The organism is Variovorax sp. RA8 (assembly GCF_901827175.1).
Classification (GTDB): Bacteria; Pseudomonadota; Gammaproteobacteria; order Burkholderiales; family Burkholderiaceae_C; genus Variovorax.
Window position 1 is genome coordinate 374,379 of record NZ_LR594664.1, and the last position, 22,975, is coordinate 397,353.

Annotated in this window: 28 protein-coding genes; 7 read left to right on the plus strand and 21 right to left on the minus strand. The window is 66.0% G+C overall.

All coding sequences use genetic code 11. The features are described from left to right. Positions 1-166: 166 nt before the first annotated feature. The 4 genes from E5P3_RS35060 to E5P3_RS35075 all read left to right on the plus strand — a co-directional run bounded on the left by E5P3_RS35060 (position 167) and on the right by E5P3_RS35075 (position 3,397). Positions 167-1,141 carry a hypothetical protein gene (locus tag E5P3_RS35060; RefSeq protein ID WP_162590604.1) on the plus strand — a complete coding sequence of 325 codons (975 nt, stop codon included), beginning with the start codon at positions 167-169 and terminating at the stop codon, positions 1,139-1,141. Positions 1,142-1,156: 15 nt separating this feature from the next. Continuing rightward, a complete protein-coding gene (locus tag E5P3_RS35065) occupies positions 1,157-1,648 on the plus strand; it encodes a hypothetical protein (RefSeq protein ID WP_162590605.1) in 492 nt (163 codons plus the stop codon). 268 nt (positions 1,649-1,916) lie between these two features. Beyond that, positions 1,917-2,573, plus strand: a complete 657-nt coding sequence (locus tag E5P3_RS35070) for a hypothetical protein (RefSeq protein ID WP_162590606.1) — start codon at positions 1,917-1,919, stop codon at positions 2,571-2,573. Next, positions 2,570-3,397 (plus strand): hypothetical protein, encoded by an 828-nt coding sequence (locus E5P3_RS35075; RefSeq protein ID WP_162590607.1) that lies wholly within the window; start codon positions 2,570-2,572, stop codon positions 3,395-3,397. Before E5P3_RS35070 ends, E5P3_RS35075 begins: the two co-directional genes overlap by 4 nt. A 40-nt stretch (positions 3,398-3,437) precedes the next feature. On the opposite strand, the gene E5P3_RS35080 is transcribed toward E5P3_RS35075, so the two are convergent. The 14 genes from E5P3_RS35080 to E5P3_RS35145 form a co-directional block, all read right to left on the minus strand. Further along, positions 3,438-6,527, minus strand: coding sequence for a hypothetical protein (locus E5P3_RS35080; RefSeq protein ID WP_162590608.1), 3,090 nt, complete (start codon positions 6,525-6,527; stop codon positions 3,438-3,440). A 58-nt stretch (positions 6,528-6,585) separates the two neighbouring features. Continuing rightward, positions 6,586-7,416 (minus strand): hypothetical protein, encoded by an 831-nt coding sequence (locus E5P3_RS35085; RefSeq protein ID WP_162590609.1) that lies wholly within the window; start codon positions 7,414-7,416, stop codon positions 6,586-6,588. After that, positions 7,413-8,678, minus strand: a complete 1,266-nt coding sequence (locus E5P3_RS35090; protein WP_162590610.1) for a hypothetical protein — start codon at positions 8,676-8,678, stop codon at positions 7,413-7,415. Before E5P3_RS35090 ends, E5P3_RS35085 begins: the two co-directional genes overlap by 4 nt. Before the next feature lie 22 nt (positions 8,679-8,700). Next, positions 8,701-9,396: a hypothetical protein gene (locus E5P3_RS35095; protein WP_162590611.1), complete on the minus strand. Its 696-nt coding sequence runs from the start codon at positions 9,394-9,396 to the stop codon at positions 8,701-8,703. A gap of 205 nt (positions 9,397-9,601) precedes the next feature. Continuing rightward, complete coding sequence (locus E5P3_RS35100) at positions 9,602-10,009, minus strand: DUF6750 family protein (RefSeq protein ID WP_162590612.1); 408 nt, start codon at positions 10,007-10,009, stop codon at positions 9,602-9,604. A gap of 117 nt (positions 10,010-10,126) precedes the next feature. Continuing rightward, entirely contained in the window at positions 10,127-10,621 is a 495-nt protein-coding gene (locus tag E5P3_RS35105; RefSeq protein ID WP_162590613.1) for a hypothetical protein, read from the minus strand. A gap of 9 nt (positions 10,622-10,630) precedes the next feature. Continuing rightward, entirely contained in the window at positions 10,631-11,800 is a 1,170-nt protein-coding gene (locus E5P3_RS35110; protein WP_162590614.1) for a hypothetical protein, read from the minus strand. Next, positions 11,800-13,209: a DotG/IcmE/VirB10 family protein gene (locus tag E5P3_RS35115; protein ID WP_162590615.1), complete on the minus strand. Its 1,410-nt coding sequence runs from the start codon at positions 13,207-13,209 to the stop codon at positions 11,800-11,802. Before E5P3_RS35115 ends, E5P3_RS35110 begins: the two co-directional genes overlap by 1 nt. 14 nt (positions 13,210-13,223) lie before the next feature. Further along, positions 13,224-14,390, minus strand: coding sequence for a DotH/IcmK family type IV secretion protein (locus E5P3_RS35120; protein ID WP_162590616.1), 1,167 nt, complete (start codon positions 14,388-14,390; stop codon positions 13,224-13,226). A gap of 63 nt (positions 14,391-14,453) precedes the next feature. Continuing rightward, positions 14,454-14,669 carry a hypothetical protein gene (locus E5P3_RS35125; RefSeq protein WP_162590617.1) on the minus strand — a complete coding sequence of 72 codons (216 nt, stop codon included), beginning with the start codon at positions 14,667-14,669 and terminating at the stop codon, positions 14,454-14,456. 110 nt (positions 14,670-14,779) lie between these two features. Beyond that, positions 14,780-15,454, minus strand: coding sequence for a DotI/IcmL family type IV secretion protein (locus E5P3_RS35130; RefSeq protein WP_162590618.1), 675 nt, complete (start codon positions 15,452-15,454; stop codon positions 14,780-14,782). Beyond that, positions 15,451-15,843, minus strand: a complete 393-nt coding sequence (locus E5P3_RS35135) for a hypothetical protein (RefSeq protein WP_162590619.1) — start codon at positions 15,841-15,843, stop codon at positions 15,451-15,453. The genes E5P3_RS35130 and E5P3_RS35135 overlap by 4 nt, the downstream gene beginning before the upstream one ends. Before the next feature lie 3 nt (positions 15,844-15,846). Continuing rightward, complete coding sequence (locus E5P3_RS35140) at positions 15,847-16,434, minus strand: hypothetical protein (RefSeq protein WP_162590620.1); 588 nt, start codon at positions 16,432-16,434, stop codon at positions 15,847-15,849. Continuing rightward, on the minus strand, positions 16,431-17,327 hold the full coding sequence (locus tag E5P3_RS35145) for a YdaU family protein (RefSeq protein WP_162590621.1): 897 nt from the start codon (positions 17,325-17,327) through the stop codon (positions 16,431-16,433). The genes E5P3_RS35140 and E5P3_RS35145 overlap by 4 nt, the downstream gene beginning before the upstream one ends. Before the next feature lie 258 nt (positions 17,328-17,585). On the opposite strand from E5P3_RS35145, the gene E5P3_RS35150 reads away from it, so the two are divergent. The 3 genes from E5P3_RS35150 to E5P3_RS35160 are packed head-to-tail and all read left to right on the plus strand — an operon-like array spanning position 17,586 to position 19,651. Further along, positions 17,586-18,947: a replicative DNA helicase gene (locus tag E5P3_RS35150; protein ID WP_162590622.1), complete on the plus strand. Its 1,362-nt coding sequence runs from the start codon at positions 17,586-17,588 to the stop codon at positions 18,945-18,947. Next, positions 18,944-19,345 carry an HU family DNA-binding protein gene (locus E5P3_RS35155; protein ID WP_162590623.1) on the plus strand — a complete coding sequence of 134 codons (402 nt, stop codon included), beginning with the start codon at positions 18,944-18,946 and terminating at the stop codon, positions 19,343-19,345. Before E5P3_RS35150 ends, E5P3_RS35155 begins: the two co-directional genes overlap by 4 nt. Before the next feature lie 3 nt (positions 19,346-19,348). Then, positions 19,349-19,651, plus strand: coding sequence for a hypothetical protein (locus E5P3_RS35160; RefSeq protein WP_162590624.1), 303 nt, complete (start codon positions 19,349-19,351; stop codon positions 19,649-19,651). 166 nt (positions 19,652-19,817) lie between these two features. On the opposite strand, the gene E5P3_RS35165 is transcribed toward E5P3_RS35160, so the two are convergent. The 7 genes from E5P3_RS35165 to E5P3_RS35195 all read right to left on the minus strand — a co-directional run bounded on the left by E5P3_RS35165 (position 19,818) and on the right by E5P3_RS35195 (position 22,961). Continuing rightward, entirely contained in the window at positions 19,818-20,366 is a 549-nt protein-coding gene (locus E5P3_RS35165) for a hypothetical protein (protein ID WP_162590625.1), read from the minus strand. Between the two features lie 64 nt (positions 20,367-20,430). Then, a complete protein-coding gene (locus E5P3_RS35170) occupies positions 20,431-20,757 on the minus strand; it encodes a hypothetical protein (protein ID WP_162590626.1) in 327 nt (108 codons plus the stop codon). A 36-nt stretch (positions 20,758-20,793) separates the two neighbouring features. Continuing rightward, positions 20,794-21,048 carry a GIY-YIG nuclease family protein gene (locus E5P3_RS35175; protein ID WP_162590684.1) on the minus strand — a complete coding sequence of 85 codons (255 nt, stop codon included), beginning with the start codon at positions 21,046-21,048 and terminating at the stop codon, positions 20,794-20,796. Between the two features lie 35 nt (positions 21,049-21,083). Beyond that, positions 21,084-21,344: a hypothetical protein gene (locus tag E5P3_RS35180; protein WP_162590627.1), complete on the minus strand. Its 261-nt coding sequence runs from the start codon at positions 21,342-21,344 to the stop codon at positions 21,084-21,086. Next, complete coding sequence (locus tag E5P3_RS35185; protein WP_232073659.1) at positions 21,341-22,216, minus strand: DNA/RNA non-specific endonuclease; 876 nt, start codon at positions 22,214-22,216, stop codon at positions 21,341-21,343. The genes E5P3_RS35180 and E5P3_RS35185 overlap by 4 nt, the downstream gene beginning before the upstream one ends. Positions 22,217-22,272: 56 nt before the next feature. Continuing rightward, entirely contained in the window at positions 22,273-22,710 is a 438-nt protein-coding gene (locus E5P3_RS35190) for a hypothetical protein (protein ID WP_162590628.1), read from the minus strand. Then, positions 22,707-22,961 carry a hypothetical protein gene (locus tag E5P3_RS35195; protein WP_232073660.1) on the minus strand — a complete coding sequence of 85 codons (255 nt, stop codon included), beginning with the start codon at positions 22,959-22,961 and terminating at the stop codon, positions 22,707-22,709. The genes E5P3_RS35190 and E5P3_RS35195 overlap by 4 nt, the downstream gene beginning before the upstream one ends. Positions 22,962-22,975: the final 14 nt, after the last annotated feature.

A 22,975-nucleotide genomic window follows, 5' to 3' on the forward strand; every position in this document is an offset into this window, starting at 1 on the left:
TCCGGGATCTCGGCGGCGAGCACGTCGTGGAGGGCGGCAGGCTGGTCGAGTTGGACAAGGCCGGCGATGAGGTGGGCGACCTCACTGAAGAACTCGCCTACACGCTGAGCCACAGCTCGACGAGCTACACCTACTAGCCCGCTCTCCCCTCAAACGAACTCCACCGATGGACGCCCAGACAACGCCTCCTCACCGCCCTTCCCTCATTGAGGCGCTTGGCCTCGCCCGCACAAGTGCAACCGGTGCGTCTGCTGCCGGAACAGGGGCAAGCTCAAGCGCGGGCGCCGGGGCCACCGGCGCAGCGGGCGCGGCGGGCGCTGAAGATGCGGCCGCGGGCCTGGGCGTCGACGAGTTCGTCGATCCCCAGGCCGCCACGCAAGCCGGATCGGAAGCTGGCTCGGGCGCTGGCCGCGAAGCCAGCACGCACACGGACATGAAGCACTTGCCGGGCAACGCGCTCAACATGGTCGAGATGTTCCAGCTGCGCGAGCGCAATCACGTCCACGCCCAGAAGGCAGCCCGGCGAACGGGGGACCGGCGAAGCGTTCAGCTGGACGCCGTGGGGTTGGAACTATTCCGGCAGATCCAGCGCGAGGTCGAGCGCGCTCACTTCAGCCAAGCCGCGGTGTCGTCGCGAGGACAGCCCATGGACGTGTCCGAGCAGCGCTTCGCGGACACCAAAGCCGAGAGCATCACGCCCCGCAGGGCTGAGCCCCGGCTGGAGCTGCGGCACGTGGACGCCCCGCTGCCCGATGACGAAACCCCGCCCCTCGATAGCGACCCGGATCGCCCGATGTCCAGCGTAGCTCGGGAGCTCGCGGCTCTCCAGCGCGAGGTACTGCTCGACCGGTGCGCCGACGCCCACGCGCAAGCCCTCTCGGACCTGGCCGAACTAAACCAGGCTGAAGCGCGCACCGACGAACTCCGCGGGCGTCAGGCTGAGGCACCACCCGAATCATCGCCGCAGCAGGACGGCGCGGACGAGCTGCGCGCGGATGGCGCCGAGCAGTTCGAGGCCATCGCGCGCCAGCGGTTCGGCACTTCCAACGCCCGGGCGGTCCAGCTGGCCAGCGCCGTGCAAGGCCGACGGATCGGTTTGAACAGGATGCTGATGGACAGGCCGCCTCGTACCCCCCGCTGAGAAGGAGAACAGCACATGGGAACCCAACGCTCACCGATCCGTGTCGCGTCGGCGCTTTACTCGCCCTATGCGAGCGACTTCACCCTGCCGATCGAGCGGCAACTCCTGCAGGTGGACTGCATCTTCTCCGTCATGAACATCGACGGCGTCGACCTGGGGTGGATTGATGGCATCGACCAGGATGATCCGATCCTTGTGCCTGTGCGCTCCATGGAGGGCTACGGCGACCTGGGAACGGTCGAGGAGTACCTCAGCGAGGAGTTCCACACCAGCATCGGCCCCGAGCTTCAGACTCTCCTTCGCATCGCACTTGATGAGGAACTGACGCCGACGGTCCTGGTGCGTGCCCTCGCGATCCTGCACAACGACGGGACGATCGACGCGGAGCACGCCGTCAAGCAGTCGTTCGATTGGGGCTTTGCCATGCTGCGCGCCGGCGTTCTGGATCGCTACAGGTGCGGGCTGGGCGCCATCCTTGGCCAGGCCATGCCACTCCAGGCGGCGTAGGAATGCAGCCTCTTTCGAGGCGCGAATCTGAACCGATCCCTAGCGCGGTCGCGCATCCGCGCCCCATACTGTTTTGATGCGATATCGAATCATTATTCTTCTGCTGGCCACAACCGCGGCGCTCGCCGCGTGCGAGAAGAGCCAGGACGAGAAGAACGCCGACACAGCCGCGGCGATCAACCAGGCCATCGCGAAGTCACAAACCGCTGCAGCCCAGGCAGATCCTTGGGCCGCGGCCGCCATGCTCATGCGGGAGACGCGGGCCGCCTTGCAGGCCAACGACGGATGCATGTTCGGCGCCTGCACGCGAAGCCCTACGCTCCTGCGCGCCGAGGAAGCGCACTGGAAGTTGGTGCAAGCCGCCTTGGACAAGGCACAGCCAGCAGCCCTTGCAACGATCTTCGGTACCGACGCCATCCCCAGCAAGCCGGTGCTCGCGGAAGCGGCCGCACACGAGATCCCGTCGCAGCTCGTCGCCAAGTGGGCTGGCTCCCTACTCACGCTCGCCGACGGGTCCGGCGGCGCGAACGCACAGGAGCGCGCGCTGCTCGTCGCCGCGGGCAACATCCTCGAAGTGGGCCGCTATGTGCAGCGCGACACCTACCGCGCAACCGGGTTCTACGCGCGAGCCTGGCTGGCTGGCGACACGAAGGCCGCCGGCGATGCTGCCCGCTCCTACTTCGATGTGGGCGACCTGCGCAACGCCTACCTATGGGCGATCCGTTGTACGAACGAATGCGATCTGCGCAGCCTTCGCCGCACACGCGTGACGCCACTCGACCTCGATTCCTTGCAGCGCGGGCTGACGCCGCTGGCCGCTGCGCAGGCGCAAAAAGCTGCCGCGGACCGCAGCGTGGTAGAGCTTGAGATTTCGGACCTCGAGGCCGTGCAGGTGGAGGCCAATGCAGCAAAGGCCGGCCCATGACCGTGCGCACGCTCCGCGCGATCGCGCTCGCTGGCGCCGTGCTCTGCGCAATCGGAACTTCGGCCGCCGCACCGGCCGGCAGCACGAAGGGCTATGGCTCTGGCGGCTACGGTCGCCAGACATACAGCGCTCCGGCGAGCGCGGTGCCGTCCATTCCCAGGGCCTCCCCCGCCTCCGCCTCCCCCTCGACGTCGGCTCGCTCACCCGGATCCTCCGGCGCGGCGCCTAGCCGCGGTTCGTGGTCTTCAGGCGCCCGCACGGCACCCCCAGTCACCTACTCCGGCCTGGTGGCGGCCAGTCGCACGAAGCAGGCGAACCAGGCGCCGGTCTCTGGCCCTACCTCCCGCAATCAGGCGCGCAGCGCCCTTGCCGCGGCGGGGCCTCGCCCTTCGCCGGCACTCCAGCACCAACTGGACGATCACCGCCAAAGCTCCGGCCCCGGCTTCTTCACGGGCGCGTTCGTGGCGTGGCTACTGATGCACGGCGGACACTCGGAGGAAGATCGCCGCTGGCTGGAGCGCAAGCTCGCCGAGCTGCGCGCGAACGGGCTTGACGACGAGGCGCCCACGCGGCTTGGGCCTGCGCCGGCGAAGACATTTCGCGTCAACGGGCCGGCCGAGTTGAAGGTTGGGCAGCCACAGCGCATCGAAATCCACTGGAGCGGTAAGGAAGCGCCGCTGCGCTGTTCGCTCGATGGGAATGAGACCTCCGGCGAGGCCCCGCTCGCCATCGATTGGACGCCAGCACGCGCGGGCGCGTTCATGGTCGAGTGCGAGGCGGGCAAGCAGCGCCAGCGCGCCATGGTGCAGGCTCGATCGGCCTGACGCCACCCGAGCCCTGGGCGCGCGGCCCGCACCGCCTCGCTCAGGCCGCCACTTCTTCTCCAACCTCCGCTGTGGCGAGGCCATCACTCGAAAGCAGCCCCTCGGCCTGCGCCCGCAGGATCAGCCGGCTGGCCACGTCCATCGAGACCGACTCGTCGGTCACATCGAACTCGCCCTTCTCGGCCATGAGCGCCGCAATCATCGGCTTGGCCGTGCCGGCCGGCAGCATCTTGGCCAGCAGCTGCAGCGCCTGCCAGTAGCTGTCGTCTGTGCCGCCCAGCTTGAGGGCGAGCGCGGCGCGCACCGGCGCGTCGGCAGCGTTCGTCGTGAAGGCCCACTTATCCAGCGGGCTGGCGGTGGTCTTCAGCACCTGGGCGAGCACGCCCTCGGTGGTCGCGAAGCGAGCGAACAGCGTGCCCGGCCGGCGGCAGTGCGTGCTGATCGCCTGCATCTCCGCGTCGCTCAGCTTGAAGGCTGCCTTCACCTGGTCGGCCATGCTGCCGTCGCCCAGGCCGAAGACGTAGAAGTTGGTCGAGTTGGCCATGATCGCCTCCGGGAAGTCGGAGATCAGCTGGCTCATCATCATCGTCACCATATTGAACTTGCGGCCCACGCGCAAATCCTGCTGCAGCAGCATCTGGAAGGACTCGGCGCCCGAGGCGTAGTGCACCTCGTCGTACTCGAGGAACTTCATCTGCTCCCACATCTTCTCGACGCGGTCCTGCTGGTACCGGCGATACAGATCGGGCACCAGCGGCGCGATCTCCTCCCAGCGCGCGAAGAAGTTTTTGGCGCCCAACCGGCGCGCGAACAGGAACATCAGGGCGGAGCGCCGGCGGCCCTCCTCCGACGTGGTCGAGCCCACCACCTCCTCGAGGTCGATCGAGATGGCGCGCGCCGCGCCCAGGTTCGCCTGGGTATAGCTGCTGAGCAGCGTGTAGGTGCCGGTCGAGGCGGCGCTCAGATTGCGCTGGAACACCTTGACCATCGTCTCCACTCCGTTGGCGGCGAGAGCCTCGCCGTACATCAGCATGATGTCCGCCTGGGAGACGACCTTGGAAAGGTCCTTCAGGATCGGCATCGCATAGCGCTGCGCCCGCTCGGCCATGACAACGTGGCCGGCCTTGAAGAGCGCGTCGACCACATCCCACACCCGGGTGCGGCCGTCGACGACCTCGTTGCCCAGCCGCTGGTACAGGGCGCCGACCTCCGGATCCAGTGCGTTCTGCCAGGGCTTTGCGTCTGAGGAGGCGCGCGAGAAGCGCTCATAGGCCGCCGCGATAAGCTTCTGGAAGAACTTGTCGGCCTCGGGACCCAGGCCCGGGGAGATGGTGCCCAAAACCGCCACGATGAAGTCCCGGTCCTGCTCGGTGCACTGGTCCAGCCCTAGGAAGGTGTCGAACGGGTTGACGGTGTACTCGGGGGAGTTCTTAACCCGGATGGACACGACCTGGTCGCGCTTGCTCGCCGGCAGCATGGCGCGATAGAGGTCCATGATGAGCCGCGAGCTCGGGCCGACGTCGACCACCGTCACGTACGGCACATCCTGCGCGCCTGGCGCCATGAGCAGCCCCGAATTGAGCAGGTTCATGAAGAACGACTTGCCCGAGCCGGTCGGAGCGAAGCCCACCGTCGCCCAGGAAGTCTGCAGGCCCGAGCCCAAAGCGATCGGGTAGGGCCGGCCTTCGAGCGTCGATGCAATGAGCTGGCCCGTCTTCCAGATCGACGCCGCGCGCACCACCGGCGACATGCGGGTGATCTCGCCGATCGGGGCCGGCAGGTACGGAGCCGAGCTTGCGCGCGAGAAGCCGGCCGCGGTCGAGATGGCAGCGAGGGCCGGCTCGCCCGTTTCGTTGGAGCAGACGGTCGAGCCCCATGCCTCGATCGAGCTGCGCAGGTATTCCACCTGGAACTGCAGCTGCTCTTCGCTCTTGGCCCAGGTGGTGAGTGTCATGCGCGTGGCCGCGACGTAGCCGCCCTCCTTTTCGATCTGCTTGAGCTCGTCCCAGCCGCGCTTGATCCCCTTGTTGAAGTCGCCCATGGCGGCCATGAAACTGCCGAAGAACTGGTCGCTCTTGCGGAACTCCAGGCCCGACGGAATCACGTCCTGCGAGTAGGCCAGTGGAATCGTGCGGCCGAGCTTATCCATCAGTTTGTTGAAGGGCTGCGAGCCTTCCTCTGGCAGCACCTCCACCACCACGCTCGCCGAGAGGGTTGAGCCCTGCCGGGCGAACTCGAAGGACTTGAACTCCTCCCTGAAGCTGGCGGGGATCATCTGGCGCGAGAGGGCCACCGGCATCACCGCCGCCTCGTCAGCCCGGCGCACCGGGCTCGCGCCTATCACGCCCTTGTCACCCAGGAAGCGCGGCGCCCATGTGGACGGGAAATCGGTGTGGTCGAACACCCTGCGCACCATGTTCGCGGCCTCGCGCACGGTCATCGTGCTCGCCAGCAGGTAGGTGCCGCCGGTGTTGATCTCCACGGAGAGGTCCTTGACCAAGTTCTCCACCATGGACTTGTGGCGGGTCACCAGCAGGTTGGAGGGCTGGGCCATCGACTGCGAGAACGTGTCGTTGTAGGCGATGCTCACCTTGCGCCTGCTCAGCTCAGCGGCCGCCTTCTTTTGGCGCTCCACCAGGTTGGCCTGCTCGTTGGAGTTCATGCCCGCCCGATGCGTGAAGACCGCCAGGTACACAGCCTCGTCGGTACAGGCCCGCGCAAGCTCCTCGACCCGGGCGTCGAAGAAGGCGGTCTCGGTCATCCCGAGGCGCTTGGCCGTCGTCGCCATGGGCGAGATGAGTTCGCGCGCCAGGCGCACCGATCCAGCTGGGTCGCTGCGGAAGCAGAAGGACATGCTGTGGTTGCGCCCGTTGCCTGCCTTCATCCGATTCGCGAGGATCGTGGCCAGGTTCTGCGCCAGCTGCTCGAATTCCTTGGCGCCTACATAGCGCCGAATGCCCTTGATCTCGATGAAGGACACCACGCTGCCACTCTTGAGCGCCATGATCTCGGCCGGCGCGTCAGCCTCCGTCTGGATCGGGGCGCGCCAGTCGCAGGCCAGATCGGTGTCTCCGAGGGAGATCTGGGAACCAGCCCAGTAGATGAAAGACTCGATTGCGTTGATGAGCATGAGATCCTGGATGTCTGGTGCGCTCAGACTGCGCGTGGAAGGTGGTTGCCTACGCCGGTCAGCCGGCTGGCCGGCGGAACCCGAAGCCGAACGGCTTGTCCGGCGCCGGGGCTGCCCGGGCCTTAGCCGGCTCGGCATGTGTTTCATCGGGCTGCGAGCCCGGCGTGGCGGCAGGGAAGCCCATCCGTGTGGGCCGCTCTGTCGGAAGAGCGATCGCCTGGTCATGGCCACGCTCGCGGCTCGCGCCGGTGGCGCTCGTGGCCGCGGATGCGCCGCTCGCGACCCGAACAGGCTTCTCGGCGGCCTGACGCTGGGTGTATTCCTTGCGCAGCCAGGTGGTGGCGGCTTCCTTGAAGGCGCGCTCCGAGGCCTCCCCGGCAATTCCGAGCAGATCCCGCATCACCTGCTCGCGCGCCAAGGCACGCAGCCGAGCGATCTCCTGCTCGGCCTCGTCGGAGTCATCGATGTGAAAGCCCCGCATCACCTCGTTGATATGCAGCGGGCTCACGTAGGCCGTCGCCGAGCCTTCGTCGCTCGCGTTCGTCACCGAGGGCTGTTCGGACTGGACCTTGAGGTACTCCACCAGCGAGCGCAAACGCATGAAGCCCGACCTCTCCCGGCAGATCTCCGCAAAGGCCATGGGCGCGCCCGGATGGTTGGAAAGCATCCGGCGCATCGGCAGCAGGTTGTCCTCATCCAGAACGTCCCGTGGCGTGCGGTCCTTTCGGAGCAGGAACTGGAATGGCTGCGCCGGCACGCTGCGCTCGATGCGTGCTCCGCTCTGGCACCACATCGTGAGCCATTCCGCGTAGTCGGGGCCGGCAGAGACCGGCGCTTTTGCGAGCACTTGCGCGAGGCGCGCGCCGCTCTCTGTGGTTGCTGCTGTCATGAATCCCCCCTCTCCCGGCCGACCACTTCGGACGCCAGGCACGGATGGCTGGCGCCGACGGCATCGGCCACTTCAAGCAATTGCTGTACGGACATGTTCTCCATGCGCACCTGTACGCCGCCTGAGCCATAGCCGGACACATTGCCGCCCAACTCCTTCGCCGCGAGGGCCATCTGGAATGAAATTGCACGGTCCATCGCCCGGTACCAGACGGATGTCGTGGTGATCTCGGACTGACGCTTCATGCGGTTGTAGATCGGCCGCGCCAGGCCCGCCCAATGAGCCTCGGCGACCAGGCCGTGAGGAATCGACAGCTGGTAGATCGGATCGCCCGCGATGATGTTCGGAAGCTGCAGTTGCACGGGCAGCGGCGCGGCCGCATTCGCCGCATAGGCCGACAGCACCGTGATCCGTGCGTACTTGAGCAGCCAGGTCAACTCGATCTGGGACACCCAGCGGCGGATCAGCGTGTTGCCGGCGTCGGCGCCGAAAGCGATGAGCGAGACCGTGTCGGCATCGGCATGGCGCCATTCGATCGCGACCTCGACCAGCGTGGGCTGGCCCGGATCGAGCAGGTTGTCGAGGTCCAGAAACGGCTGCTGGTACCAGCCGCTCGTCGGCAGCGGCGTGCGCATGATGTCCAGGGCGTGCTGGACGCGATTGCGGCGGAAGTAGATCATCCGCGAGCCTCGGTCGTACATCATCTTCTGCTGCATCTGCGGACTCGACCAGGACTGGTAGGCCCCGCGCAGCGCGACTTCGATCTGGGGCACCGAGCGCTCCACGGACGGCAGCAGCTCGGCGATGCACTCGCTCAAACGGGGCTTGTTCCACTCCCGGTCGGGCGCCTTCCACGGGTAGGCCGCGACGACCAGGTCGCGGGTGTGATTCAGCACCCGCGCCACATCGACCATCCCGCCTTTGTCGACCCCGTTCACCTGCTTGAATCCGGTGAGCTCGACACCGAGATCCTCGGCCAGCGTGGTGAGCTTTGTCTGCAGGAACTTGCTCGAGCGCAGGCTGGGGAGCTGCTTGGGCACCGCATCAAGGTTCGTCACCCAGATGTGGTTCATCAGGTCGCCGCCAGACTGGAAACGCCGAAAGCCGCCGTTGGTCGAGTAGCAGATGCCACCAGAGGTGACGTCCTGCAGGTCGAAGTGCGCCACACCGAACTCCGGCGCGGTACCGACGGCCGTGGGCAACTCCTCCTCGGTCGGATGGGAGCTGCGGTAGGAACCTTGGCGGGCGTGGGTGATTGCCATCTTGCGGGTACGGTCCTGGGGCTCAGGCCTGGGAGGCCAGCGCCTCCTCCACGAGCTCGCCGTAGGAGGCGTGCCACGAGCTCGGCTTCAACGATGGGTGGTCATCGAGCATGTCGGCGCCGGCCTTCTTCAGCACCTCCGGCTTCCACACCAGGCGCAGGTCGAAGACGGCATCGCCCCGCGCCGCGTAGTCCACCGAGTTGAGCTTCGCCATGGCGCCAGCAAAATCCAGCGCCTTGGAAGTTCCGAAGGCCTTGCGCACGGGCATCACCCGCTCGCACAGCACCTCGTAGATCTGCTTGGCCACGGCCGCCTCGTTGGGATCGGACATCGCCGCACCGATGGCGCGCAGCAGGTTGTTCAGATCGGCCGCCGCAAGCTCCGGGATCGCCGCGAGCTGCGCGTCCGAGGCCAGGCTCCCGCCGCCGCCGGTCGAGGCCGTCTTGCAGCCCAGATGCGGGTAGCCGTGGCACAGGGAGCAGATCGGAGCCAGATTGCTGTCGTCGTTGTTGTGGTGGTCGTCGTCCTGGTGGTGCACCTGAAGCTTCGTCGGCTTCTTTGCAGTCTGCATCGAGCGGTATAGGCACGCCTGGCACGTGTAGCGCGCCTTCTCAAGCACCTGGGGCCGGCGCGCGACAAAGACCGCATCGGCCTGCTTGGCCCGCGGGTCGTTGTCTCGAAAGGCGCTGCGCTTGATACCAGGGATGAGTTTGAACATTCAGGCTGGGCAAAAAATATGGCCGACCGCCAGGAGGGGCGAACCCTCCCCGACGTCGACCAGCATGGTGCACCGCGAGGGTGCCGGAAAATTCGCGCTCTTAGCTACTACAGTTTAATAGCTGTAGTAATAGTTTTTCGCGGATTCTTTTCTCGTGGCCAGTTTTTCGAATCTAGAGGGGTTGTGTAGACCGAATTGCTCCCCCCTAGAAGGACTGGACCCGGCCAATGTCAGAAGTGCTCCCGCCGGCCGCAGTCACTGCGAACTCGACGATTGCCCAGATGCAAATCATTGCCGCACCCGCGGAGATCGGCATCCAGATCTGGCGTGCTTCGACCTGGTCGCCTCCGTTGTCCTGGCCCTTCTTCTTCCATTTCAGGAGGCCGTAGCAGATGGAAGCCATGCCGCCCAGAACCATCGCCCACTGAAAGAGCGTGACACCGAGCTTGAATAGCTGGATCAGCGAGTTGACGGAGGTGTTCGCATCGAGCGCGAAGGCGCTGCTTGTCAGGGCGGTGGTGGCAACGGCGACCGCGGCGTTGCGGCCCAGTGCAGCGTTGTTTGCGAGGGCCATGGCGATACGTACGTTCAGGTTGGAGATCAGGTTTTTCAAGTTAGCTCCTGCGGGTCTGTTGGTTGATTGGTTAGAACGAAAGGCGTAATATGCAGTGCACCGTGCTAGTTAATTGGCGCGGTTGCCAAGCGGCGACAAGAATTGCGGCGGTTGTATTCAATGTGTAGCAATGTTCACGAGAATCGCTCCCCCGAGGATGTGCCAGAACCCGCGCCAGAACCCATCGCCCTCTTGGGCGTGCCCTTGCGCAGCACGATTGAATAGCAGGAATGCGCGGAAGATCGCGCACACGCCGAGCAAGAAGATCCAGGCGTAGATCGCGTCCCATAGCGGCTTCAGCGAGCCAGATGTGCCGTCCCGGATGTAGGCCATCTGAGATGCGACGCCCTCGCCGATTCCGCCGTAATCCCTCGACAGGGACTCAACCCAGGCCGAGAGCATCGTGGCCCCGATGGTCACCAGCAGATTGCCGCCCACGCCAGCCCATGTCGGCTGCTGGCCGCCATGATGGTCGTGGCCCATCTTGGCGATCTTGTGCAGGGCCGAGCCGGCGAAGAAGAACCCGATGAGCAGCGCCGCCCAGTAGACGAGCGGTACGAACGCCCTGCCGAGCGCTGCGAACTCATTGAGGAAGGCGGCGAAATCTGGCATGGGTCAGCCTCAAGGAATGATCTGGCCTGCGGTGGTCTGAACTACCTCACCGCGCTTACCGATGGACAGCACGCGAGCACCCGCCACCATCGCGCCAACGGACACTGTCGTGAGGCGGCCTTGCTCGTCGGCGATCCAGACGAGCTGGCTCGGACCGTGGTTCGGCCAGGTACCGCGCAGCTTCCAGCCCGCCAGCACTTCCCTCGACTCGGGCGTCGAGTCCGTTTCCGGGGCGCGCCGCCCCTTGCCGCTTACCTTGGAGGGCTTGCGGGCATCGGCGAGCCGGATGACCCGGGCGGGCTTGGCTTCCACAACGCGTGACGCCGCGGCCTTGGCGGGCGTGGCCATCTTCGGAGCGACGGCCACGGTGACGCGCTTGGACGGCTTGGGGCGCTCCGCCTTGGCGACGGCGGCGGTGCTCGGCGCCTCGGCCTTCGGGGGCGCCTTCGCCACTTCGATCGGCGCAGTCGTCGCCGGAACGGCCTTCTGCACTTCGCTTGGAGGCGCTGCCGGCGGGGCGGCCGGGGCAGGAGCTGGGACCGGGGCCTGCGCCACCACGGCCGGAGCGACCTCGGGTGCCTTCTGGACCGGCTGCGCCAGTTCGAGGGCCGCGGGAGGAGCAGGTTCTGCCGGTGCTGCCGGGGCAGCTGCGGGCGCTGGGCCCTTGTCCGCCAGGAGATCCGCCTCGGCGTCCAAGGCGGGAGCTGTCTTCGAACCACTCTCCCCGAACAGGTCCGGACTGGACGCCTTGCTGGGGCCGGTCGAGTCGAGCATGCCGTTGGGCTTGTTGGCCTGAATGGCGGGTGCGCTGTCCATTGCCGACGCGATGGTGGGCTCGATGGCCTTGCGCGACGAACTGCCGATCAGGCCGGTCTTGTACCCGACGATTCCCGCGGCCACGAGCACGACCGCCCCCACAGCTCCGTAGAACGGCAGATTGGAGTTCTTCTTCGGCGCAGGTTCGGCGTCTCCCTCGGGGTCGCGCGGAATCGCGTCCACAGGGTCCTCGAGCGACTCACTCAGCGTGTCGCGTGCTTCGCTGTTGTCGAAGCCTGGGTCGACGCGATCGTGCAGTTCCGGCGCCTCGACGCCTTCCGAACCGCCCTCTGCACCCCACAGATCATCGAGCGAACCCTCGTTGCCCTGCGATCTGGTTCCATCTTCTTCAAGGTTGCTCATCAGTAGCGCACCTGCACTTGATTGATAGGGGCAACGGCCGGAGCGAACGAGCCGTAGTTCATGCCAGTCGCCAGGTTGAAAGAGATCCCAGGCTGCTGCTGGAAGCCGCCCTGCGGATAGCGTTGCGGCTGCTGCTCAGCCTGCGCCTGGGCTTGCTGCTGCGGCGCCGCCGCGGTGGAGGAAGCGGCCTGCACGGAGTTGAACAGGACGCCGATCATGGTGTTTGCCGGGAGCTTCACCGTGTTCTTCTGCTGCTGCAGTGACTGCACCAGTTGCTGGCCCACCTGGGTGGCCGATGAGAGGCCCGCCGCGGCGGCCTGCTTATCAGTGGCCTCAGGCAAGACCACGGAAGTCGACAGACCGTTCGTCACGACCTGCGAACTGCGCTGCGCGATCGCACTCGCCGCACCACTCACCGATGCGAAGGCGATCGGGAGCACGTAGCGCGACAGGATGTGCCGGTCAATGCTGCCGGCGAGCGCGTCAGCCGAAGTCTGCTCGTCCAGCGCGACCGCGTTGATCTTGGCGACCTTGCCGTTGAAGCGGATGTCGGTGAAGGTCACCTGCAGGCCTTCGCCCTGGTTCAGCACGGCCGTGCCCTTGAGGAACGCCCCCGCATACTTGCCGCCGATGACCTCTGCTGTGACGTACGAGGACTTCTCGGTGTCGATCGGCGACGTGGTGCGCGCGGCGTGGATGGTCAGCGCCCCCGGCAGATCGGGATCCTCGGTGGCGACGTTCGTGGCGGCAACGCCCTGCCCTTGGCTCGTCACGCCCTGCTGCGCGTTGCCGGTCGCCTTGGGGTTCTGGTAAGGGGCCACGTGGGCGATCGCCGCACCCGAGGGAGCGTCAGCGAGAAGCTGGCCGAGCTGGCGGTTCAGGCCCTCTTGGATGGCCTGCTGGCGCACGGGGTCCTGGTAGGAGCCCGGCTGGATGGCAACCTGCGGCGTGGTGACGTAGGTCTGGTACGAGCTTGCGCCCGGCCCCACCAGCGTCTCAGGCGCGCCACCGTGTTGGCCGATGGACGTGGGCGCGCCGGAGGGAGGCGGCACATACACGCCACCTTCCTGGCGGCTCTTCGCAGCCTTCTGCGCCTGCAGCTCAGCCAGCCGGCCTTTCTCGTAGTCGGTCTGCTCCACATCCTTCTGCGCGCCTGTGCTCGTATTGGCCGACAGATCGACCTGGGCCTTCATCTCTTTCTTGCCGCTGGCCATGAAGACCAGGCCGACCACGGCGACGAAGGCAACCCCGAACGCGGCTGCCACCCACTTCATCACGCGCTTGGCGCCTGGGTCGAGGCGTCGGCCTTTTCCGCTATCGGCGGCAGGACCGGCGATCGCCGCGGACTCCGTGCCTGCCACGTCCGCGAACTCAAGTTCGCCGTCGGTGTTTTGGTTTTCGTTGCTCATCTGCGCTTCTCGCGTCACTTGGGGAAACCAGAAAGCCGCGCGTTCGACAACAGGGCTCCCGAAACTGAGGTGGCGTTAGATCCAACGGGCTCGACGCTGATGCCCCCTAGGGCCACATTGCGCAATTCACCGGCCTGCGAGATCACGACCACGGGTGTGATGGGGAGCTGGTAGACGAACACCCCATCGGAGGAGCCTTGGCGGCGCATCCACGCCGGCGAAAGGATCTGCGCTGATGTGCGCACCGCCATGCTGGAGGGCGAGATCTGCCAGGCCATGATCTCGTCGGTCCCGCTGCCGGCCACCGTCAGGCGACGGGCCTCACGCGGCGGCGTGCGATACAGGTAGGCCATCAGCTCGTCGGCCATGTGGGTCGGCGCAGGCGCAGCGCTCGCCATCGCCGTCGGCGGAACGCCGCCCACGAACTTGGGCACCACCAAGTCCAGGTTGTAGTCCGTGGCGTCCTGCGCGGGCATCACAGTCACGGAAACCGGTCGAGCGATGTCCTTGAGCTTGAAGGCGATGTTCCCGAGTTGGGGCTGCTTCATCCCGACAGAGAAGACGTGCTCGGCCATCTGCGAGACCGCATAGCCGGCATCGTTGAAATTGTCAGCGGCCTCGACAGGCCAGGGGCGGCCGGCCGCGTCGACGAACATGATCGTTGCGCCCTGGCGAGGCGCCAGCCGCAGCACGGGGGGCGTGCTGCCGGGCGAAAGATCGATGGTCGTTTGAGTGCTGGTCGGCCGGGCCGGCGGACGGCCGGAAATGTTCTCGCTGAACGCATCCTTGCGCTCGTCAATCTGCTTGCGCAGGTTCACGATCTCTTTGGGCGTCAGCGGAGCGATCTTGTCCAGCACTGCCTGCGTAGTCGCGACGTAGGGCGTCGGCATGGCGGCGGAGGCTGACGGCGCCGGCGGCGTGGCCGGCGACGGCAGCGCTCCCGGCACTTGACCCGGGCTGGGACCGCTCTGGGCGAACGGGCTCGCTGCCGCGGGGCTTTGAGGCTGCTGGTTCGGCACCGGCGCGCCCGGATTCGAGACGCGGGATACGCCCTGCGCACTCGCGCCCAGGGACGCGCACTCGAGGATGGCCGTCAGGACGGCCACAGCTGCCTGGCGCATGTTCACGCTGAGCGTCTTCCGTACCATCGATCGCGCGTCGGCGCCGGTTTTTTCGTTCATAGCAATATTGTCCTGCAAACTCATTCTTTGGACGCTCTTCGCGATCCAGTCGCGTGGCGCGATTCAAACGAATGGAATGCCGGTGTGCGCTGCGATCTCCAGGCGCAAGGTGAACTTTCCATAGATCAGCGCGTTGGCGAACGGCGTCGGAGCGGTAGCCCACAGCTCGGCGAGCTCGGCGCGGCTGGCCAACGAATCTGGCAGCACGTCGTTGAACATCGCGTACCACTCGGGGTGGTTCTTCTCCAGTGCGTCCATCTCTACGATTGCAGTGGCCATTCCGATCGATTCGTGGTCGACGTTCTGCTGGGGTTCGTTCGCGCTCATTTGATTTCTCGCCTCGCTTGTCTACAAAAGAATGGGAAAAATGGGGGGAGGGCACCCGCCAGCTAGGCCCTGGACTGATCCGGAACCAGTTGGAGGCTGTCAATTGCGATGCCGCGGGGGTTCTGGTCGAGCCCCACGCGCCGCACGACCACATGCAAGATGAAGTACCGCGGCTGATCCTGGGTCTTCGTCCCCCGACGAAACAATGTGATCGGAGCCTGGACGCGCCAGGCGAACATCCCATCGAACTGGCCGCGTTTTGCAATCACGGGTGTGTTCGACAGGCTCACTGACATCGTCATCTCACGGGCAACGATGTCCTGCACCCAGGGGCCCAGTGCCTCTTCGACAGCGTCACCGCCTTTTTCGGTGAAGCAGGTCTTCGATTCCTGGAGCGACTTGCGCCAGTGCAGGAAGTCGTGGCTGAAGAGCATGCGGGCGCATTCGTCCACATAGCCGAGGACGCGCGCGTCACTCACGTAGGGCTTGTCCAGCGGGACGATCGGGATCAGGCGACCGTCCGGCGTAGCGGCGATCACCTCGCGGTGGGTTCGGGTCAGGAACACGATCGCGATGATCAGCGCCACGAGCAGTGCAACCACTGAAATTGAAAGCCAGACGACCAGGCGCGTGAGCTTGCTCACCTGAGCGGCCGCGCCACCGTCGGGGCGGCTCGTACCCGTGGCAGCTACCACCGCCTTTTTGGCCGCATTGGCCTTGATCAACACTGCGCTCATTCCTTGCTGCTCTCCCGCTCGCGGGTCGTTGGGTTGGTCTGCTTCGCCGTCGCGGCGGGGTTGCTGGGGGTGGCCGCAGGGGGCCGGGTCGCCGCGGCACTGGCCCGCGGCATCGGCGCGTTGGCCGCGAGCCGGGCTCGGATGGCCTGCTCGTTCTTCTTGTCGAGCTGGTCCAGCGGCACCAGGGCGCCGCCGGGGGTGACCGCCACGACCTCGTAGTCGAGCTGCACCGCCCAGATCACTGCAGCCAGCAGGCACACCGACAAGACCGCCACCACGATTCCGACCCACTCGGCGATGGCCGTGAGCGCGCCCGTCATCGGCGGCGCGATCACGCTTGCGAGAGCCAGGGCGTCGGAGCCCAGCGGGTTCAGAGTCCTCTCGGTCATTGGTCAGCCTCGTGGCGCACGAGTCGCCTCGGTCAGAAGGAAGTCCGCCTCGGCGCGTGGCGCCCTCACGCCGATCTCGTGAAGCCCCTTGGGCGTCGGCAGGGCCGGGCGGCGCTCGGGCGGCAGGAGCGAGTCCTGGAATTCCTGCGAGCGTGCCGTCCCGAAGGCGGCTGTGAACCGCTCTGCGAACGCGTTCCAGGCGAAGCGATCGCCACGGTCCGGCATGATTTCGTTGATGCGGGCCCAGCCTCCCATGTTCTCGATCGCGCGGCTCAGCAACGGGCCAGTAGCTTCGATCTTGGGCGCCTCGTAGGGGCCGACGCGAGAAACCAGCAGGAACAGGCGCTCCAGCGCGGTCTCCTCCTCCACGAACGACGGGTCGAGCGCCTTGCGCAGATCTGCGACCGTGGGCGCCTTGCGGCTGTTCGTGGACACCCAGTTCAGGAGGAACTTGGTGGTCGCCTCGGGCCCAAACGACTCGATCGCCGCCAGCCAGGCGGTGACCTCCAGGTCGTTGAGCTCGTGGCGGCACGCAGCGCAAGCCTGCACGGCCGTTTGGAGGACGCTTGCGATCTCGGCCTGCGTGCTCATGCTGCCGCTCCAGGCGCTGCCGCGCGGTGGCGAGCGAAGCCGAATCCAAAGCCGCCTGGTGCGAAGCCAGCGGAAGTTCCAGCCGCCGGCTTGACGTCTGCGTCCTGGACCTCGCTCTGGTTGCCGAAGCGCTTCGCAAGCACCCGGTCGACCGAGGACTTGCTTCCGTTCAGGGCAGCCGACTCGAAGGACTGCGGACCCGAGCGCACAGGTGCCGCCGGCGCCCCGACGGCGGGCATGAGCCGGGCCTTGCTGTCGCGGGGCCAGTAGCCGAAGTTGGTATGGAAGTCTCGCAGCGTGATGGAGCTGGTAAAGAAGTTCCGCGCCGTGGCGTCCCAGTTGGAGTAGAGGCGCCTGCTCGACGTTGCGAAGTCCTTGAACTTCTGCAGCAGCCACGCCTTGTGCTCGTCCGTGATGAAGCCAGCTTCCTCAGCCTTGGCGATCAGCCCTTCGTTGAACTCGTAGTCCACCGGAAGAGCACGCTTTCCCTTGCTGCGGCCTGCAGGTTTCACCTCGCCGACGAGGGGAAACTCCTCCACGGCCAAGCTCGCAAGAGCAGATGACGCAACGAGTTCCTTGATTTGGGCACCGAAGCGCTCATTCACGGCCTCGAACAGCTCCGCCATCTGGATGTGACGCCATGCGCCGCCCTCGACCTGCTCGAACCCCTGCAGGAGGGTCGCGCTGTTCTCGGCCCAAACATTTGCGCTCAAGCCGCTCAAACGAGAGAGGATCAACGGGTCACCCGGGATCGTGGCTGGCTTTGTCGAGCGGAACGCCGCCTCGACCAGCAAGACCCCGGCGCGAACCACCGCCGCATCGGGCGAGTGAAACCACGCGGCCTCGGTAAGCCAACGGATGTCGATGACTGAATGTGTAAGGGTGGTGATCATGTTTTTCGTCCGCGATGGTAGTCTGTTAAGGAGCGCTTTCGAAATCTTTTTGCGCTTACATTGACGGTTGCTGCTTGTTGTCTCCAGAATACCAACACGAACTGCAATCCGTAAGTGCAGATTTCTAAAAACTGAAACCTAAAGGTACCGGTTTCAGAATGTTTAGGACGAAATCTTCCAATGACCGCAACAACTGCACCTTTTGGCTTCCCGCGTACGCAACACCAGCAAGCACCGGCAGAGGCGGCAAACGAAACGGTGGCGGCCCCCGCCGCGATCGACCCCCTTGTTTCGCAGATCAGTGAGCGCACGGTGCTCTGTTCGCTCATGCAGGATGGCCGCGAAACCCTGTCAGGCCAGATCGCAGCGACCCTGAACGCGCAGGACTTCGGCGAGGAGATCCACGTCAACCTGTTCCGCCTCTGGCAGCAGCTGGGCCAGTCTGGCCAGGCCCGCGACCTGGCGGCGCTGGTGGACGCCTCGCGCACACACAATGTGTTCACGGGTGGCGAGGACTACCTCATCAACCTCGCAACGAACCCCACCTACCTGACGGCCAGCGTGGAGGCCATCCAGGCGGCTGCGACCCGCATCAAGGAGCTGAGCGTGACCCGGACGGTGCTCGCCTCGGCCAAGCTCGTGGTGGAGAAGGCTGCTCTTGGGCAAGCGTCGGTGGATGAGCTGACCACCATGCTCGAGGACGCCGCAGGCAACGCACGCACTTCGGCCAAGTCGTCACGCACCGGCCCCGAGCACGTGGTCGGGTTCATCTCGGTCGTGCTCGAGCAGATCGAGCAGCGCCTGGAAGGCAAGGAGGTCGACACGGGCGTCACGACCGGCTTCCCGAATCTGGACCGGCTGCTTGGGGGCTATGGCATGGCCGACGAGGATCTGATCGTGCTGGCCGCGCGGCCCTCGATGGGCAAGACCGCCATGGAGGTGAACCTCATGCTGGCCGCGGCCGAGGCGGGTCGCGCCGCCCTCCTCTTCTCGATGGAAATGCGCGGCACGTCCATGTGCAAGCGGATGATCTCACGTGCCGGCCGGGTGCCGGGGTCGGTCTTCAACAGCTCCGAGCAGCTGACTGACCGGCTGGAAGCAATCTACGAGGCGTCGGAGAAGCTCGGGAACCAGCACGTCTACATCGACGAGTCGCCCGGCCTGTCGCTGGCCGAGATCCGGACGCGCTCGCGCATCTTCGCCGCCCAGAACGCCGACAAGAAGCTGATCATCGGCATCGACTACCTGCAGCTGATCGCCGCGGGCGCGGCGACCAAGCCCGGCGCCGATCCCCGCGTGGTCGTGAGCGACGCCTCAAAGGGGCTCAAGCAGCTCGCTCGCGAACTGAAGTGCCCCGTCGTTGCACTGGCACAGCTCAGCCGGACGGTGGAGCAGCGCGCAAACAAGCGCCCCATGATGTCTGACCTGAAGGAATCGGGCCAGATCGAGCAGGATGCCGACGTGATCATGTTCCTGTACCGCGACGAGTACTACAACCCCGAGACCACCGAGCCCGGCATCACCGAAGTGATCGTCGCCAAGCAGCGCGAAGGCGCCACCGGCACGGTCAAGCTGGCCCATCAGCTCGCATCGTCCCTCTACGAGGACCACCTTCAATGACCACCCCCACCCCTTCACCCCAACAACGCAAGCCGAGAAAGCGGCGCACCCGCTACAGCGCCAACGCCGTCGTGCGCAAGGAAGCCGAGCTGATGAACGTCTCGCCCGAGTTCGGGGTGGCCTTCTTCTTCAACCTCATGAACCGGGTCGTCAGCAGCGCCATGGTCAACGGCGAATGCTGGATCCAGGGCATCGGCACCTTCAAGCGGACCGAGTACGCCGCGCGCCGGCGCCACAACCCCCGCACAGGCCAAGTCGATCTGATCCCCGGTGGCGAGAAGATTACGTTCCATCCTATCAAGCCCCGCAAGGTAAAGGATGGCGCGTCCGACGAGCAAGCCATGCGCCCCCGCCCTCGGGCCCAGGTCATCATCTCGTCCGTTCACAGGCTGAAGTAGGCGATGAGCATCAAATCACGCACAGAGCTGCTTCTGATTGCCGCGGGCTGGCTCTGGACCTTCTCCCTCGCGGGCTTCAACCGCCCCGCGCAGGCCTCGCACATGGCCGTGGCTGCTGGCATCGGCCTGGTGCTGTCGCTCGCCTTCCGGCGCTGCGTCATGGGCTTCTTTCGCGCGGACCTCGGCAACCTGGGCGAAGGCATCACCAATGCCTATCTCTGGACGATCGTGGCCTTCGTGACGGGCCTGGTCGCGTCGGGATATGTGCTCGCGGGCGGACCCCTCCAACTCCGCAACCTGCTATGAACACGTCCACCTCACACGTTCAGCCCATCCCGGAAGCTGGGGCTCGTGCAATCGGGTACCAGCAACGCGCGGTGGGCAAGTGTGGCTCGCCGAAAGAGGAAGGTGGCCACTTGATTGCTTACCGCCGGATCTAGCGCAAGTACCGCGCCTAAGATTCAGCGCCCCGTCACCGCCGCACCGACGCCTCTGCCCCTGTCGTCGCCGCCTGCATGAAGGCCCGCGCAGCCTTTACATCCGCGCCACTGGCTGCGATCTGCGCCCGCAGCTCGCCCAATGCAAACTCTGCGGCGACCTCCTGTGCATCGGTCACAGGCCACACCTCGCCCTGGGCGCTCGCACGGAAGCGCTGCCCGAAATATGTGCCGTCGGCGGCCCGGCCCAGCGCCAGCCAGGTCAGCCTCTCGCCTGCAACCGGCTTCGTCGACAGCAACGTCGCCGTCACACCCAGGAGCTCGCGGCGCGAGCCGTCCTTCATGACAAGGACGCTCTTCGAGCTCACGAATGCCTGGACCAGCTTGCCGACCGCGATCTGTTCGGCACGCTCGACCCGCCCTCTGGCGATCTCCTCGCCTCGCTGGTTGGCCAGGTAGACGACAGCGCCAGCAGCGGCGACCAGGACCACCGCCGCCGTGCAGACAGGGGCGAGCCACTTCGATGGGGCTTTGTTCGTCTCGCGGGCGCGGGTTGAGGATCGAATGGGGAAGGAGGTCGTCATGTCTGTTCGTCGGAAGGTTGCTCTGGCCCCCGGGCGGCTTCGCGGCGTGGCCACCACGCTCGCGCTATATGCCGGCGCGGCGCAGCAGCTGCTCCAGCTGGGCATCGGGTGTCTGGAACTTGTCACTGGCCGCCTTGGACGCAGCGGCCTGCCGCAGGCATGCAACCGTCTCGCCGCGGCTCACGGGCCTGTCCGCCAGCTTGCACTCGTAGGCCAGCAATACCACCAGGTTGCGCTGGCCCTCCGGCAACTCGACCACGTCGGGGCAGACGGTGCTCAGGCGCTCGTGCGTCTCCTTCGCCATCACGCGGCCGCCCATCCAGCCAACAGCCACGGCGCCGACCGCGACGACGGCGGCGGCTGCGAGCACTCCAACGATCTTCTTCCTCATGGGTGCGATCCTATCCAAGTCGACCAAGGCTGCATCTCAGGCGCCGCTCAGGAAGGCGAGCTTGCGCCCGCGCGGCAGCTTCTTGATCGCGTATTCAGCCTTGGAGGCCTCGGACCGATCGGCGTACGGCCTGGCGCCAAGGATGCGCACCGGCGGGTTCGCCCGGGTGAACTTCGCGCCCTCGCCGGCCTGGTGCGCAGCGAAGCGCTCGGCCAGCTTGTTGGTGATCCCGGCGTACATGACGCCGCCTCGGCATTCGAGGAGGTACAGGCACCAGTTGCCGGGCTCGATCTGGACGGATGACTCGCTGCTCACCACCGTCGCCCTCAGAACAACGACGCCTGCGGGGTCGCCGGGGCAGCGCGCTTCGCCGGAACGTAGCTCAGGGCGAAGGCGTGCGCTTCACGGGCAACGGCGAGGTAGGCCTCGCTTGGCGTTTTAGAGATTTCCTGCCCCGGGACGTACGCCGCCCAGATTCGATCACGGATGTCCTTGGGCAGCGTGAACCAGTGCGCGGAGCACCCCCACATCTTTGGTGGCACGTGCCGCTGGCAGCTTGGCCAATGGCAGGTATGGGCTTCGCTCATTGGTGCACCGCGCCCAGCAGGTTCCAGCCAGTCGCCTTCACGAACGCCGGGTAGTCCATCGGGGCCCCGATCCGTGCGTCTGCCGCGTTCGGCAGGATGTAGGCCCAGGCGCGGCCCGAGGCCTCGTCGTAGACCAGCTTGAAGAGGTGCGAAGGCACCCACACACGGTTCGCGCAGATCGTGCGGCGCGGGGCGTTGAAGATCGGCCCCGAGAAGACGTACACATCGCCCCGGGCCCGGCGCACGTACTTGCGCACGTCGCTCTCGATCTTCGACCAGATCTTCCGGTTGTTGGTCTGGTCCTGTGGGACCATGTTCGACAGCGCGAACGACTGAGTCATCGATTCCGGATCAGGTTGATTGGCGGCGGGGGCAAGGTGCCCACGGTCCAGCCCACTACCACGATAGTCGTCGAGCTCGGCGCGCGCACCGCGCGGCAAGCGCGGATCAGGGAAGAACTGGTCGATGCGTTGCTCATCCTTGGCATCTGCAATTTGCGCTCGGTTCAGCCTCTCGAAGGTCACCAGGGGGGTCTTGCTCAGCCCCGAGTAGAGGACAGCGAAGTGATTCGAGCAGAGCGCAACCGGCTTCCAGTCGGCGCTCACCGAAGCGACATTCAGGGGTGTCTTCTGAGGGAAAAGGCTCGCGCACGAGCTGAAGCCGCGGCCGCTGGGCAGGGCCACCGGTGCGGCGCCCTGGTCCTGGAACGCTGCACGCGCGTGCTTGGCGACCGCACCGGAGACCGCATGCTCGGCAGCGGCACCGATGCTCCACGCGCCAGCAACCTGGGAGGCAAGCGCCAACAGTGCGGCGCCTGCGAGATTCGCGGCGAAAGGCTTATGTTTGTAGGAAAACTGCATTGCGGAGAACATTTTCTCTCCACAATACAGGGCCCGCGCAGATTTCCGCTAGGGCACGCGCCGGAAAACTAGTCTTCGCCTTCGGGCTTCGAACTTGTCAGCGCCCCAACCTGCGCACCGAAGCGATCCAGAACACTCGCCCGACTCGCCACCCGTGGCGGCTGCTGCTCGAACTCGTAGTACCGAATGGCCTCTTCCACCAGAGCCTTTGTCGACGTGCCCGCCTCGAAGACTGTCCCGTGCACCTGGGCCCGTTCGGTGAGGACCGGCCACGCCGGTGCGGCCAGATCGTCAGGCGCGGCCAACGCAGCAGCCAAAGCTCGAAGCGCGGCAGCGACCACCGGCGGAACGTCACCACCGTTCAGATGCGCAACGGCCGCGAGGGCGTCAACGCGCCAGCCGGCCAGCGAGTTCTGATCGTTCGATGGAATTTGATCCATGCCCGACAGTATCGGGGGTTTCGCCGCCGGCCGCGAGCGGGTGGGCACACCTGCGAGAAGCCTCATCGCGCCGCTCCAGCGGACTCCTCGGTCGTTACAGGAATACAGTGGCTCGTGCAAACGCAGCCCGATTTGCCTGCCAGCCAGACGACCGCGGTGTGCCCACTGAGGATCTGCGCCACGGTGCGGGTCTTGAACCGAACGAGCGGCGCGCCCTCGTACTCGAAATAGTCGACCTCGGTGCCAAGTGGCACACGTTCGTTGAAGGCGTCGACCTCGGCTTGAAGCCGCTTCTGGGCTTGAATTGCTCTGCTCATTGGGTTTTCCGTCG

What these genes read in the sequence shown, in the direction of transcription:
- E5P3_RS35060 (WP_162590604.1), top strand. Translation starts at nt 167, where the DNA reads ATGGACGCCCAGACAACGCCTCCTCACCGCCCTTCCCTCATTGAGGCG.
- E5P3_RS35065 (WP_162590605.1), top strand. Translation starts at nt 1,157, where the DNA reads ATGGGAACCCAACGCTCACCGATCCGTGTCGCGTCGGCGCTTTACTCG.
- E5P3_RS35075 (WP_162590607.1), top strand. Translation starts at nt 2,570, where the DNA reads ATGACCGTGCGCACGCTCCGCGCGATCGCGCTCGCTGGCGCCGTGCTC.
- E5P3_RS35080 (WP_162590608.1), bottom strand. Translation starts at nt 6,527, where the DNA reads ATGCTCATCAACGCAATCGAGTCTTTCATCTACTGGGCTGGTTCCCAG.
- E5P3_RS35085 (WP_162590609.1), bottom strand. Translation starts at nt 7,416, where the DNA reads ATGACAGCAGCAACCACAGAGAGCGGCGCGCGCCTCGCGCAAGTGCTC.
- E5P3_RS35090 (WP_162590610.1), bottom strand. Translation starts at nt 8,678, where the DNA reads ATGGCAATCACCCACGCCCGCCAAGGTTCCTACCGCAGCTCCCATCCG.
- E5P3_RS35095 (WP_162590611.1), bottom strand. Translation starts at nt 9,396, where the DNA reads ATGTTCAAACTCATCCCTGGTATCAAGCGCAGCGCCTTTCGAGACAAC.
- E5P3_RS35105 (WP_162590613.1), bottom strand. Translation starts at nt 10,621, where the DNA reads ATGCCAGATTTCGCCGCCTTCCTCAATGAGTTCGCAGCGCTCGGCAGG.
- E5P3_RS35110 (WP_162590614.1), bottom strand. Translation starts at nt 11,800, where the DNA reads ATGAGCAACCTTGAAGAAGATGGAACCAGATCGCAGGGCAACGAGGGT.
- E5P3_RS35115 (WP_162590615.1), bottom strand. Translation starts at nt 13,209, where the DNA reads ATGAGCAACGAAAACCAAAACACCGACGGCGAACTTGAGTTCGCGGAC.
- E5P3_RS35120 (WP_162590616.1), bottom strand. Translation starts at nt 14,390, where the DNA reads ATGAACGAAAAAACCGGCGCCGACGCGCGATCGATGGTACGGAAGACG.
- E5P3_RS35125 (WP_162590617.1), bottom strand. Translation starts at nt 14,669, where the DNA reads ATGGCCACTGCAATCGTAGAGATGGACGCACTGGAGAAGAACCACCCC.
- E5P3_RS35130 (WP_162590618.1), bottom strand. Translation starts at nt 15,454, where the DNA reads ATGAGCGCAGTGTTGATCAAGGCCAATGCGGCCAAAAAGGCGGTGGTA.
- E5P3_RS35135 (WP_162590619.1), bottom strand. Translation starts at nt 15,843, where the DNA reads ATGACCGAGAGGACTCTGAACCCGCTGGGCTCCGACGCCCTGGCTCTC.
- E5P3_RS35140 (WP_162590620.1), bottom strand. Translation starts at nt 16,434, where the DNA reads ATGAGCACGCAGGCCGAGATCGCAAGCGTCCTCCAAACGGCCGTGCAG.
- E5P3_RS35145 (WP_162590621.1), bottom strand. Translation starts at nt 17,327, where the DNA reads ATGATCACCACCCTTACACATTCAGTCATCGACATCCGTTGGCTTACC.
- E5P3_RS35155 (WP_162590623.1), top strand. Translation starts at nt 18,944, where the DNA reads ATGACCACCCCCACCCCTTCACCCCAACAACGCAAGCCGAGAAAGCGG.
- E5P3_RS35160 (WP_162590624.1), top strand. Translation starts at nt 19,349, where the DNA reads ATGAGCATCAAATCACGCACAGAGCTGCTTCTGATTGCCGCGGGCTGG.
- E5P3_RS35165 (WP_162590625.1), bottom strand. Translation starts at nt 20,366, where the DNA reads ATGACGACCTCCTTCCCCATTCGATCCTCAACCCGCGCCCGCGAGACG.
- E5P3_RS35170 (WP_162590626.1), bottom strand. Translation starts at nt 20,757, where the DNA reads ATGAGGAAGAAGATCGTTGGAGTGCTCGCAGCCGCCGCCGTCGTCGCG.
- E5P3_RS35180 (WP_162590627.1), bottom strand. Translation starts at nt 21,344, where the DNA reads ATGAGCGAAGCCCATACCTGCCATTGGCCAAGCTGCCAGCGGCACGTG.
- E5P3_RS35185 (WP_232073659.1), bottom strand. Translation starts at nt 22,216, where the DNA reads ATGTTCTCCGCAATGCAGTTTTCCTACAAACATAAGCCTTTCGCCGCG.
- E5P3_RS35190 (WP_162590628.1), bottom strand. Translation starts at nt 22,710, where the DNA reads ATGAGGCTTCTCGCAGGTGTGCCCACCCGCTCGCGGCCGGCGGCGAAA.
- E5P3_RS35195 (WP_232073660.1), bottom strand. Translation starts at nt 22,961, where the DNA reads ATGAGCAGAGCAATTCAAGCCCAGAAGCGGCTTCAAGCCGAGGTCGAC.